Genomic DNA, 12,577 nt, shown 5'->3' on the forward strand with positions numbered 1-12,577 from the left:
TCGTGCTAGGATAGTTCCTCAAGAACCTCACAAAAAAGGGAGTGACATCGCATGGGCGTCAGCGTGGGCGTGCTCGACCATTTCAACATCCGGACCCGCAACCTTGCCGATACGGTCCGGTTCTATGAGGACATTCTGGGCCTGGAAAAGGGCGCGCGGCCGAACTTCGCATTTCCCGGGGCGTGGATGTACAGCGAGGGCAAGGCGGTGGTGCACCTCGTCGATATCTCCAAGACCGACGAGCCGCAAAAGCCCGATTCCGGCGTTGTCCATCATGTCGCGTTTGCCAGCTACGGCTTTGACGGCATGAAACGGCGGCTGGAACAGAAGGGCATGGCGTACGACTCGCGGCAGGTTCCGGGCGGTGATCTCTGGCAGATCTTCGTCAATGACCCCAATGGCGTGATGATCGAGCTGAATTACGAGGCGGCCAAGGAGCAGGCGGCTGCCGCCCCCGCGGAGCGGCGGGATGACGTCGGAGCGAGATAGCCTTTTGCGCTGAACCGCTCTATGGGTCGCATCAGACTGGCATAGCGTCTTGGAACGCGGCTCCGCTTTCGGACTTGGTCCGGAGCGGGTCGGGTTCGCGTCAAGAATGCGCGTCAAAACAAGCGAGTGGGGCCCGGTTCTCACTCGGAACCGCAAGGGCTTCAGGAGATGCGCGAGTGAGCGTAACACAGCAACAGGTTCTCGATGCCCTTCGCCGGGTGGCCTCGCCGCGCGGCGTGACACTGACCAATGCCAACGTACTGTCGGCGATCTCGGTCACCGACGGCAAGGTGTTCTTCTCCATCAATGTCGACGCCGCAGAGGCTCAAGCCTGGGAAAGCGTGCGCGCGCAGGCCGAAGCCGCGGTGCGCGCGATCCCCGGTGTCAGCACCGCAATGATCGCGCTCACGGCCGAGCGCAAGCCAGGATCGCCGCAGGCCGCGCCCGCGGCGCATCGGCATGCGCATGGCGTGCAACCCGCTTCTGCCCACCGCCCGCCGCAGGGCGCGGCGTCGCCGATGTCGAAGCAGGCGGAGATTCCTGGCGTTGCCGCCATCATCGCCGTGGCCTCGGGCAAGGGCGGTGTCGGCAAGTCGACCACAGCGCTCAATTTGGCGCTTGGCCTGCGCGACCTCGGCCTGCGCGTCGGGCTGCTCGATGCCGACATTTACGGCCCCTCGGTGCCGCGGCTCACCGGCATCAGCGAAAAGCCGCAGCTCAACGACGACCGCAAGATGATTCCGATCAAGCGTTTCGGGCTTTCGATCATGTCGATCGGCTTCCTGGTCGAGGAAGACACCGCGATGATCTGGCGCGGGCCGATGGTGATGTCGGCGATCACCCAGATGTTGCGTGACGTGGCGTGGGGCACGCTCGATATTCTCGTCGTCGATATGCCGCCCGGTACGGGAGACGCGCAATTGACCCTGGCGCAGAACGTGCCGCTGAAGGGAGCGGTGATTATCTCAACCCCGCAGGACCTCTCCCTGATCGACGCGCGGCGGGGGCTTGCGATGTTCAGGAAGGTCAACGTGCCGGTGCTCGGCATCGTCGAGAACATGAGCTACTTCCAGTGTCCCAAGTGCGGCACGCGCTCGGACATTTTCGGCCATGGCGGCGCGCGCCATGAGGCGGAGCGGCTGGGTGTCCCATTCTTGGGCGAAATCCCACTGCACATGTCGATCCGGACCACCTCGGATGAAGGTAATCCGGTGGTGGCTAGCGAGCCTGATGGCCCGCATGCCGCGGTCTACCGGGCCATCGGGACCAAGGTTCGCGACCAGCTTCAGGGCGCGATTGCCGCGGCCTGAGGTTGCATTGTCCGCGCCCATACGACTTTCGTTTAATCAGTGCAGTCATGCCTTTGTCGCGTTTTCGAACGCGAACTTCCGTGTTAAAGCGCCCCCGCCAGAGCGCCCCGGATGCCGTGGAATTCGTCCCGCCGGAGGAACGCTCGAGGAAATTTGGGGAACGACCCGAAGGAGAGCTTGAATGAAGCGTCGTGATTTTTTGAAGGTTTCAGCGGCCGGTGCTGCCGCGACAGCCGTTGCCTCGCCGGCGATCGCGCAATCGTCGCCTGAGATCAAATGGCGCCTGACGTCGAGCTTCCCGAAGTCGCTCGACACTATCTACGGCGGTGCCGAGCACCTGGCGAAGCAGGTCGCCGAAATGACCGACAACAAATTCCAGATCCAGGTCTTCCAGGCCGGCGAGCTGGTTCCGGGTCTGCAGGCGCTCGACGCGACTTCCAAGAATACCGTCGAGATGTGCCACACCGTTTCGTATTATTACGTCGGCAAGGATCCGACCTTTGCGATCTTTTCGGCGGTGCCGTTCGGTCTCAATGCGCGCCAGCAGAACTCTTGGTTGGCGCAAGGCGGCGGTAACGAACTCGCGAACGAGTTCTTCAAGAAGTCCGGCGTGATCGGCTTCCCCTGCGGCAACACCGGCACCCAGATGGGCGGCTGGTTCCGCAAGGAGATCAAGACCGTTGCTGATCTGTCGGGCCTCAAGATGCGCATCGGCGGCATCGCTGGCCAGGTCCTGCAGAAGGTTGGCGTGGTGCCGCAGCAGATCGCCGGCGGCGATATCTATCCGGCGCTGGAAAAGGGCACCATCGACGCTGCCGAGTGGGTCGGCCCGTATGACGACGAGAAGCTCGGCTTCCAGAAGGTCGCGAAGTTCTACTACTACCCCGGCTTCTGGGAGGGCGGCCCGACGGTCCACGCCTTCGCCAATCTGGAGAAGTGGAATGAATTGCCGAAGAGCTACCAGGGCATTCTCACCAACGCGGCGGCGAACACCAATGCCTGGATGAATCAGCGCTACGACATGCTGAACCCCGCGGCACTGAAGCGTCTGGTTGCTAGTGGCACGCAGCTTCGTCCGTTCACCAACGAAGTGCTGGAAGCTTGCCTGAAGTCGACCAACGAATTGTGGGGCGAAATCTCCGGCAAGAACGCGGACTTCAAGAAGGCGATCGACGCGATGCAGGCCTATCGCTCCGACCAGTATCTGTGGTGGCAGGTCGCCGAATATACCTATGACAGCTTCATGATCCGTTCGCGCACGCGCGGCTGATCGGAGCCAGATACCTGTACCAAAAGCTTACGAGAAAGCCCGGCCTTCGCAGGAAGGTCGGGCTTTTTCGCGTTTCCATCCAATTGCTTATGGAAATCGGCGGCCGGATGTTCCATGCTTGATTCCAAGCCTCGACACGAAGGCTGACCGGCACAACCAAAAGGGATGGAATATGAAGCGAAGAGATTTTCTCAAAGTAACCGGCTTGGGTGCGGCAGGTGCTGCAACGATCGCAGCGCCCGCGATTGCGCAGGGCTTGCCCGAAATCAAGTGGCGCATGCCGACGAGCTGGCCGAAGTCCTTGGACACGCTCTATGGCGGTGCCGAATTGATGGCCAAGATGGTCGGCGAAGCCACCGACAACAAGTTTCAGATCCAGACCTTTGCAGGCGGTGAGATCGTGCCGGGTCTGCAGGTTCTGGATGCTGTGCAAAACGGCACCTGCGAGATCGGACATACTGCCTCGTACTACTATTTCGGCAAGGATCCGACCTTCACCTTTGGCTCCGCGGTGCCGTTCGGCCCGAACCAGCGCCTGAACCAGGCCTGGTACATGTTGGGCGGCGGCAAGGAACTGCTCAACGAGTTCTACAAGAAGTACAACGTCACCTCGCTGCTGGCCGGCAACACCGGCTGCCAGATGGGCGGCTGGTTCCGGAAGGAGATCAAGACGGTCGACGATCTCAAGGGCCTCAAATTCCGTATCGGCGGCTTCTCGGGGAAGGTTTTGCAGAAGCTAGGCGCGGTGCCTCAGCAAATCGCCGGCGGCGATATCTATCCGGCGCTGGAGAAGGGTACCATCGACGGCGCGGAATGGGTTGGTCCCTACGATGACGAGAAGCTCGGCTTCTACAAGGTCGCGCCCCACTATTACTATCCCGGCTGGTGGGAAGGCGGACCGATGCTGCTGGCGTTCGTCAACCTCGACAAGTGGAATGCGCTGCCGAAATTCTACCAGAGCGTTCTCGAGCAGGCCGGTCATCAGGCCAATAACTGGATGATGGCGAAATACGACCAAGCCAATCCTCTCGCGCTGCGCAAGCTGATTGCGGGCGGCGCCAAGCTGCAGGCATTCCCGGCGCCAGTCATGGAAGCCTGCTACAAGGCCGCGAAGGAATTGCACAGCGAAGTCTCCGCCGGCAACGCGGACTTCAAGAAGGTCAACGAGTCGCTGAGCAGCTTTACGAACAACGGATATCAGTGGTTCCAGGTCGCCGAACTCGGTTACGACTACTTCATGGCTCGCCGTTCGCAGAGTTGATTGCCGCCGAGAGAGAAATCGGCAGCAAAAACCCCGGAGCGAAAGCTCCGGGGTTCTTTATTTGGGTGAAGCGGATGACGTGAGCGAGGGCGCTACTGTTTGGGCTGCCCGAAATCCAGCGGCGGCAATTCGATCTGCGGCACCTCGATCTTGATCGAGTTCGGATCGATCGTCGACGCCGCGCCCTTGTAGTGCATCACCATCGCCGGGAACATGATGACCAGTATCACCATGATGACCTGGATCACGACGAACGGCACCGCGCCCCAATAGATCTGGCCGGTTGTCACCGGGTCCATGCGCTTGCCGGTGACGCGGTCGATATAGGATTCCTTCGGCGCCACCGAGCGCAGATAGAACAGCGCGAAGCCGAACGGCGGGTGCATGAACGACGTCTGCATGTTGACGCCGAGAATGACGCCGAACCAGATCAGGTCGATGCCGAGCTTTTCAGCCGCGGGTCCGAGCAACGGAATAATGATGAAGGCCAGTTCGAAGAAGTCGAGGAAGAAGGCCAGGACGAAGACGAGGGCGTTGACGAAAAGGAGGAAGCCGATCTGGCCGCCGGGCAGGGAGGTCAAGAGATGCTCGACCCAGATGTGGCCGTTCACGCCGTAGAACGTCAGCGAGAAAACGCGCGCGCCGATCAGGATGAAGATCACGAAGGCCGACAGCTTGGCCGTCGATTCCGTCGCTTGCCGGATCAGATCCCAGCTCAGCCGGCGCTTGGCGGCGCCGAGAATGAGTGCACCGGCCGCGCCCATCGCGCCGCCTTCGGTCGGCGTGGCAATGCCGACGAAGATCGTGCCGAGCACCAGGAAGATCAGGAATAGCGGCGGCACCATCACGAAGGTCGTCTGCTGCGCCATCGCCGACAGGAAACGGAAGCCGGTGAACTTATGAATGAGCCAGTTCGCCACCGCCACGAAGAAGGCGAACAGGATGCCGTAGAACATGCTGAGCACGACGTAGTCGGCTCCGCGCGCCTCCGAATGGCGCATCATGAACCAGCCGAAAACGCAACTGACGATGAAGAGGACGCCGAGCGACCAAAGTCCGCGGCTGCCATCAGGCTCGCGAAAACCGACCGCATCCGCTGGCAGACCCGGAGCAGCCTTGGGAAAGATCATGCTTACCAGGAACGCGTAGCCGGCATACAGGCCAGCAAGCACGATTCCCGGGACGAACGCGCCCTCGTACATGTCGCCGACCGACTTGCCGAGCTGGTCGGCCATCACGATCAGGACGAGAGAGGGAGGAATGATCTGCGCCAGCGTACCGGAAGCGGCGATGACGCCGGACGCCATCCTTCGGTCGTAGCCATAGCGCAACATGATCGGCAGCGAGATAAGGCCCATCGAGATGACGGAAGCGGCAACGACACCTGTGGTCGCCGCGAGCAACGCGCCGACGAAAATGACGGCATAGGCGAGGCCGCCGCGGATCGTGCCGAACAATTGTCCGATCGTATCGAGCAGATCCTCGGCCATGCCCGACCGTTCGAGCACCAGTCCCATGAACGTGAAGAACGGAATGGCGAGCAGCGTGTCGTTGTTCATCACGCCGTAGACGCGCTCAGGCAGCGCTTGCAGGAAGTCTGGGCGGAACTCGCCAAGCTCGATGCCGACAAAGGCGAAGATCAGTCCAACCGCGCCGAGCGAAAATGCCGCCGGATAGCCCAGCAGCAGGATAATCACCAGTGACGCGAACATGATCGGCGCCATGTTGGCGATGAGAAAAGCAGTCATCTAGTCCCCCTGAGATCGCGCCGACGATCAGCGTTTTTCGATCGCCTCGACGAGGTGTTCGACCTCGGCTTCGAGAGCATGTATCTGCGATGCGTGTGGATCCGGAATCAGGCCGCGCATCACGGCGATTCGCTTGATCAGTTCGGAAATGCCCTGAGCGAACAGGAACACGAACCCGATGATGATCAGCGATTTGGCCGGCCATTGCGGCAGACCACCGGCATTGCCGGACTGTTCGTTGATTTCAACCGAGCGCATGAAGAACGGACCGCCGGTGACGATCATCACGATGCAGAGTGGCATCAGGAAAAATACATGGCCGATGATGTCGACGATATCCCGCCAGCGCTTGGAAAACATGTTGTTTACGATATCGATGCGGATGTGCTCGTTGTCGAGCATCGTCCATGGCGAGCACAGCAGAAAGACAACGCCGAACAGCACCCACTGCAGCTCCAGCCAGGAATTCGACGACACGTCGAAAGTCTTGCGCACGACCGCGTTGGTGGCCGAGATGAGCACGGCTATCAGAATGAGCCACGCCAGGCGCTTGCCCGTCCACCGCGTGAACGCGTCGATTCCCCGGCTCAATTTCAAAAGCGATTGCAACGATGACCCTCCCAGACTGACGCCTCTGCCGTCTTGACCGCGCGGTTAGGCGCAGCCGGCTTATCCTGCCGAGCTAGCATGAAGCCGATGCACCAAACCAGCGCTCGCTGCTGCCGTCAATCGGAAGTTTGTTGATATTGAAGGGGAATATTTCGTCTGCGGAATACCATTGCGCCTTGGCCTGGGCGGCAGGCTGTGGGCACAATTTCGTCAACGAGTCATTGTTTGCCGGATCAGTTTCTACTGCTGCTTGAGCGGACCTAAATCCAGCGGCGGCAATTCGATCTGCGGAACCTCAATTCTGATCTTGCTGAGATCCTCCGCGCTCACCGGCTTGTCCAGCAACGCGGTAACGGTCCAGGGGAAAGCGATCACCAGCACGACCATGATGACCTGCAGGCCGATCCAGGGGATCGCCCCCCAATAAATGTCGGAACTCTTGACTTCCTTGGGCGCCACGCCGCGCAGGTAAAACAGCGCAAAGCCGAACGGCGGATGCAGGAACGACGTCTGCATGTTGACGCACAACATCACGCCGAACCAGATCAAAGCCGCATCCGCGCCGACCACTGGCGCCAGCACCTTTTGCGCAATCGGCGCAACCATCGGCAGGATGATGAAGGCGATCTCGAAGAAGTCGAGGAAGAACGCCAGGAAGAAGATGAACAGGTTGATGAAGATCAGGAAGCCCCAGACCCCGCCGGGTACCGAGGTCAGCATGTGCTCCAGCCAGACGCCGCCGGAGACGCCGAGGAACACCACGGAAAAGCAGGTCGAACCGATCAGGATGAACACCACCATCGAGGTGAGGCGCATCGTCGACTGATAGCCCTGACGGATGAGGTCGCGGAGGTCGGGAATGCGCACGGCTTCCAGACAAATCCAGATCACGGCGAGATAGGTGATCGCGAAGGCGATCTTGAAGAGAAAGCTGCCCGTGTAGAGGATTCCGAGAATCGTTCCGACGCCTGCGGCAGCGATGCCGATCAGCAGAATCCTGTTGCCGGCCGCGCTGAATTCCTTGTGATGTATTGCGGCAAGCACGACGGCGCCAACGGCTCCCATCGCGCCGGCTTCGGTCGGCGTCGCCAGGCCCAGCATCATGGTGCCGAGCACGACGAAGATCAGCACCGCCGAGGGGATGATTCCCATCAGGCATTTTCGCCACAGCGGCCAGCCGGTCAGTGTCAACGCCGACCTCGGCACCGGCGGCACGTGGTCCGGCTTGATGATGCCGAGCACAAAGGTGTAGCCGGCGAACAGCGCGATCTGGAATAATGATGGTCCCCAAGCGCCGAGATACATATCGCCGACCGACTTGCCAAGCTGGTCGGCCAATACGATCAGCACCAGCGATGGCGGCACGAGCTGGGTGATGGTGCCCGAGGCCGCCAGCACGCCGGTGATGTAGCGCATGTTGTAGCCATAGCGGATCATCACCGGCATCGAGATCAGTGCCATGGCAATGACCTGGGCCGCCACCGTGCCGGTTATCGCGCCGAGAATGAAGCCGACGATGATCACGGAGTAGCCCAGTCCGCCGCGCACCGGGCCGAACAACTGCCCCATCGAATCCAGCATGTCTTCGGCCAGGCCGCATCGTTCGAGGACGGCGCCCATGAACGTGAAGAAAGGGATCGCAAGCAGCAATTCGTTGGCCAGCACGCTGCCGAAGATGCGGCCCGGAATCGCCTGCATGAAGCTGAAGTCGAAAAAGCCGAGATGGATCGCGAGAAAGCCGAACGAGAATCCGACCGCCGCCAGCGTGAATGCGACGGGAAAGCCGATCAGCATCGCCAGAATAAGTCCGCCGAACATCAGCGGCGGCATCATTTCCAGCGTGATCATTGCACCGGCCTTTCGTACCTGGCATCGATGGTCACGAGATTCTGCAGCGCGGCGACGCGCTTGATGACCTCGGAGACGCCCTGCAGTGCGAGCATCACGAAGCCTGCGGGCACGACCAGCTTGATCGGCCAGCGCAACAGGCCTCCGGCGTTGCTGGATTCCTCGCCGACGGCGTAGGCCTGCAGGAAGAACGGCCAGGACAGCCAGGTCAGCAGCAGGCAGGCCGGGATCAGGAAGCACAGCGTTCCGATCAGGTCGAGCCAGAGCTGGCCGCGTTCAGAGAGCATCAAATAGAAGATTTCGACGCGAACATGCTCGTTGCGCTTGAAGGTGTAGGAGGCGCCGAACATCACGAAGATGGCGAACATGTACCACTGCAGTTCGAGCCAGCCGTTGGAGCTATAGCCGAACGCGTAGCGGATCATCGCATTGCCGGCGCTGACCGTGCACGCTGCGAGGACCAGAAAGTTGCAGAGATTGCCGATCTTTTCGTTGAGCAGATCGATGCCGGCACTGAGCGCTAACAGCGGCCGCATCATACCTGCCCGGGCGGTGGCCACGACGCCATCGCCGATGTCGCGATCGATGGCATCGATCGTCCTCCCCCCTTTTTGTGCTTCCGCCGTCTTCGCCGCTCCGTTTAGGTGCGTGGCCTGTCCAGCCATGCTGGCGTGAAGCAGCCGCACCATTCCAGCGCGCTGCAACAGCGTCAATCGGAAAATGCGTCGGACGATATGGGGCTGCGGTTACTAGCCGCCCGTCACGCTCATGTGGCGCGAGACGCTCGGGCGATTATGCCGACGGTCGATGATGAAGTCGTGGCCCTTCGGCTTCAGCCCGATGGCGCGATCAATCGCTGCCGAGAGCAGGTCGTCCTCCTCGGAAGCCCGCAACGGCTTGCGCAAATCGGAGGCATCCTCATGGCCGAGGCAGGTGTGCAACGTGCCGGTGCAGGTGATCCGTACGCGGTTGCAGGACTCGCAGAAATTATGCGTCATCGGCGTGATGAAGCCGAGTTTGCCGCCGGTCTCAGTGACGCGGACGTAGCGAGCGGGGCCGCCGGTGTCGTCGTCGAGATCGGTCAGCGTGTAGTGCTGCGCAAGGCGGGCACGGAGCAGCGACAGCGGCACATACTGGTCGATCCGCCCTTCGCCGATGTCGCCCATCGGCATGACTTCGATCAGCGTCAACGCCATGCCCTTGCGGTGCGCCCATTCCATCAGCGAGGGGATCTCTTCCTCGTTCACGTTCTTCAGCGCCACCGCATTGATCTTGACCGCAAGCCCTGCGTTCCGCGCGGCCTCTATGCCGGCCAGAACCTGGTCGAGATCGCCCCAGCGCGTGATGGTGCGGAACTTTGCGGGATCGAGCGTGTCGAGCGAGACGTTGACGCGGCGGACGCCGCAGTCGCGCAGTTCGGCCGCAAAGCGCGCCAGTTGCGAGCCGTTGGTGGTCAGCGTCAGCTCATCGAGTGCGCCGGTTCCGAGATGCCGCGACAGCGAGCGCACCAGCGACATCACGTTGCGTCGGACCAGCGGCTCACCGCCGGTGAGGCGGATCTTGCGCACGCCCTTGGCGATGAAGGCCGAGCACAGTCGGTCGAGTTCCTCCAGCGTCAGGAGATCCTTCTTCGGCAGGAACGTCATGTCCTCGGACATGCAGTAGAAGCAGCGCAGGTCGCAGCGATCGGTCACCGACACGCGCAGATACCGGATGGTCCGGCCGAAGGGATCGACCATCGGACGTATCAGATGATCGGGTGACGGGGAGCCGCTCATTCAAACTGCCTCTAAAGGGGCCGCGTGCTGGTTCGCTAGCATAATCTAGGCACCTTGTAAGGCGCCTACAATCGCAACCTCTGAAAGGGGGCCGCGGGGGCAGGCGGGGGGCCTATGGCGATCAAATAATAACTGTAAGATCAAACAGTTAAATCCGTAAAGCGGCCGCTGAGCCCATCCACGGCGGCCGGTAATTCGCGCATATGCCCGATCAGCCGGTCGGGCCCAAGCTGGGCGATCGGAACGTCGGTGTAGCCGAATTCGACGCCAATCACGGGAACGCCGGCCCGCCTGGCGACGCCGACGTCAGGTCCCGCGTCACCCACCATGATGGTCGCGCCGATATCCCCGCCAGCGCGCGCCACCGTTTGCCGCAGGATCACGGGGTCGGGCTTGGCGACGCCGAACGTGTCGGCGCCGCAGATCGCGGCGAACCGTCCGCTCAGGCCCAGTTCGTCGAGCAGCCGCTTCGACAGCCATTCCAGCTTGTTGGTGCAGACCGCAAAACGACAGCCCTGCGCCTCGAGATCGTCGAGCGCGGCCTCCAGCCCCTCGAAGGGGCGCGATTCGACGGCGATATGGGCGCCGTAATAATCGACAAAATCCCTGGTGAGCCGGTCGATGTCGCCAGTGCTTGTCGCACGGCCTGCCAGCTCCAGCCCCCGTTCGATCATCTTGCGGGCGCCTGCGCCGATCATGTTGCGCGCGGCACGCAGCGGCAGCGGCGGCAATCCTTCGCGATCGAGCACGAAATTGAGGGCGGCGATCAAGTCGGGCGCGGTGTCGACCAGCGTGCCGTCGAGGTCGAAGACAACAGTGCGGGGAAGGCTCATCCGGAATTCGCTAGCGGCAGGCGGGCCTTCATGCAAGTGCAGCCCCGACACAGCGAACAACCTATTTCTGACAATTTAGACGGGCCACGGCGCTGTTCCCAAGGCCAAAACGACGCTAGACATGCGCCCGCGGATCGGCGGATCTGGGGAGCATCGTCAACGTGGATATGGACCAACTTAAACGGCAAGCGGCGGCACGGGCGCTGGAGCATGTGCAGGATGGCATGAAGCTCGGGCTCGGGACCGGCTCGACCGCCAAGCATTTTGTCGAACTGCTCGGCGAGAGGGTTGCCGGCGGGATAAAGGTGATCGGCGTGCCGACCTCGGAAGCGACCCGCGCCCAGGCCGAGGCCTGCAAAATTCCGCTGACCACGCTCGATGAAGTCGACCGGCTCGACCTCACCGTCGATGGTGCCGACGAGCTAGATCCCGCCCTCAACCTGATCAAGGGCGGCGGTGGGGCGCTGCTCCGGGAGAAGATCGTGGCGGCGGCGTCCGATCGCATGATCGTGATTGCCGACGATACCAAATGGGTCGATGTTCTCGGCCGCTTCCCCCTACCTGTAGAGGTGATTCCGTTCGGGCTGGCCGCCACCCAGCGGGCCATGGCCGCGGCATTTGCCCAAAGCGGCGTTTCCGGGCAAATGAGGCTCCGCAAGGGCAAGGACGGCCACGTTTTTGTCACCGATGGCGGCCACTGGATTGTCGATGCCCATCTCGGGCGCATCGCCGATGCGCCGCGTCTGGCGGGCCTGTTGAGCCTGATCCCGGGTGTCGTCGAACACGGGTTGTTCATTGGCTTGGCCAGCACCGCCGTCCTGGCAGGTGCCCAGGGAATTCGCGTAGTTGAGCGGCGGTAACGCCGGTAATCGAGGAGAATTGGAATGAAGAGGGTTTCACGGATTTTGTCGGCGGCCGGCCTTGCGGTGGGGCTGGCCCTGACCGGCGCTCCGGCCGGCGCGCAGCAGAAGAACGCGCCCGCGGCGCCTGCGACCGCGCCACTCAAGCCCGGTTCACCGGCGGCGATCGCCGCCGCCAAGGAAATCCTGGCGATGAAGAATGCGGCCGCGATGTACGCCAACGCCGTTCCCAATCTCGTCGAGCAGACCAAGAACGTGCTGATGCAGAGCAATCTGAACTATCAGAAGGATCTCAACGAGGTCGCCGTGATCGTGGCCAAGAATCTGGCCGGCCGCGAAAAGGAGATCGGCGAAGGCATGGCGCAGGTCTACGCCAATGAGTTCACCGAGCAGGAGTTGAAGGACCTCGTGACCTTCTACAAGTCGCCGCTCGGCCAGAAGCTGCTCGCGAACGAGCCCCGCGCCATTCAGTTCAGCATGTCCTATATGAACCAGTGGGCACAGCAATTTGCTGAAGTCATCAACGGCCAGTTCCGCGCCGAGATGAAGAAGCGCGGCAAGGATATCTGAT

At 61.7% G+C, this 12,577-nt stretch carries 12 protein-coding genes; 6 read left to right on the forward strand and 6 right to left on the reverse strand.

Annotated elements, in window-relative coordinates; genetic code table 11:
* Window positions 1–51: 51 nt before the first annotated feature.
* The 4 genes from V1290_RS32760 to V1290_RS32775 all read left to right on the forward strand — a co-directional run bounded on the left by V1290_RS32760 (window position 52) and on the right by V1290_RS32775 (window position 4,330).
* Window positions 52–489 (forward strand): VOC family protein, encoded by a 438-nt coding sequence (locus V1290_RS32760; RefSeq protein ID WP_065728480.1) that lies wholly within the window; start codon window positions 52–54, stop codon window positions 487–489.
* Between the two features lie 176 nt (window positions 490–665).
* Window positions 666–1,799, forward strand: coding sequence for an Mrp/NBP35 family ATP-binding protein (locus tag V1290_RS32765; protein ID WP_334368176.1), 1,134 nt, complete (start codon window positions 666–668; stop codon window positions 1,797–1,799).
* Between the two features lie 181 nt (window positions 1,800–1,980).
* A complete protein-coding gene (locus V1290_RS32770) occupies window positions 1,981–3,069 on the forward strand; it encodes a TRAP transporter substrate-binding protein (RefSeq protein WP_334368177.1) in 1,089 nt (362 codons plus the stop codon).
* A 172-nt stretch (window positions 3,070–3,241) separates the two neighbouring features.
* Window positions 3,242–4,330, forward strand: a complete 1,089-nt coding sequence (locus V1290_RS32775) for a TRAP transporter substrate-binding protein (RefSeq protein WP_334368178.1) — start codon at window positions 3,242–3,244, stop codon at window positions 4,328–4,330.
* A 92-nt stretch (window positions 4,331–4,422) separates the two neighbouring features.
* On the opposite strand, the gene V1290_RS32780 is transcribed toward V1290_RS32775, so the two are convergent.
* The 6 genes from V1290_RS32780 to V1290_RS32805 form a co-directional block, all read right to left on the reverse strand.
* Entirely contained in the window at window positions 4,423–6,078 is a 1,656-nt protein-coding gene (locus tag V1290_RS32780) for a TRAP transporter large permease (RefSeq protein ID WP_334368179.1), read from the reverse strand.
* A gap of 27 nt (window positions 6,079–6,105) precedes the next feature.
* A complete protein-coding gene (locus tag V1290_RS32785; RefSeq protein WP_334368180.1) occupies window positions 6,106–6,687 on the reverse strand; it encodes a TRAP transporter small permease subunit in 582 nt (193 codons plus the stop codon).
* A gap of 240 nt (window positions 6,688–6,927) precedes the next feature.
* Entirely contained in the window at window positions 6,928–8,535 is a 1,608-nt protein-coding gene (locus tag V1290_RS32790) for a TRAP transporter large permease (protein WP_334368181.1), read from the reverse strand.
* Window positions 8,532–9,071, reverse strand: coding sequence for a TRAP transporter small permease subunit (locus V1290_RS32795; RefSeq protein ID WP_213290257.1), 540 nt, complete (start codon window positions 9,069–9,071; stop codon window positions 8,532–8,534). The genes V1290_RS32790 and V1290_RS32795 overlap by 4 nt, the downstream gene beginning before the upstream one ends.
* Before the next feature lie 213 nt (window positions 9,072–9,284).
* Complete coding sequence (gene moaA, locus V1290_RS32800; RefSeq protein WP_334368182.1) at window positions 9,285–10,313, reverse strand: GTP 3',8-cyclase MoaA; 1,029 nt, start codon at window positions 10,311–10,313, stop codon at window positions 9,285–9,287.
* Between the two features lie 140 nt (window positions 10,314–10,453).
* Window positions 10,454–11,146: an HAD hydrolase-like protein gene (locus V1290_RS32805; protein WP_334368183.1), complete on the reverse strand. Its 693-nt coding sequence runs from the start codon at window positions 11,144–11,146 to the stop codon at window positions 10,454–10,456.
* A gap of 161 nt (window positions 11,147–11,307) precedes the next feature.
* Between V1290_RS32805 and rpiA the strand changes: the two genes are divergently transcribed.
* Entirely contained in the window at window positions 11,308–12,006 is a 699-nt protein-coding gene (gene rpiA, locus V1290_RS32810) for a ribose-5-phosphate isomerase RpiA (protein ID WP_334368184.1), read from the forward strand.
* Between the two features lie 24 nt (window positions 12,007–12,030).
* Window positions 12,031–12,576: a DUF2059 domain-containing protein gene (locus V1290_RS32815; protein ID WP_334368185.1), complete on the forward strand. Its 546-nt coding sequence runs from the start codon at window positions 12,031–12,033 to the stop codon at window positions 12,574–12,576.
* Window position 12,577 lies beyond the last annotated feature (1 nt).

It is taken from the genome of Bradyrhizobium sp. AZCC 1578, assembly GCF_036924675.1.
Taxonomy (GTDB): Bacteria; Pseudomonadota; Alphaproteobacteria; order Rhizobiales; family Xanthobacteraceae; genus Bradyrhizobium.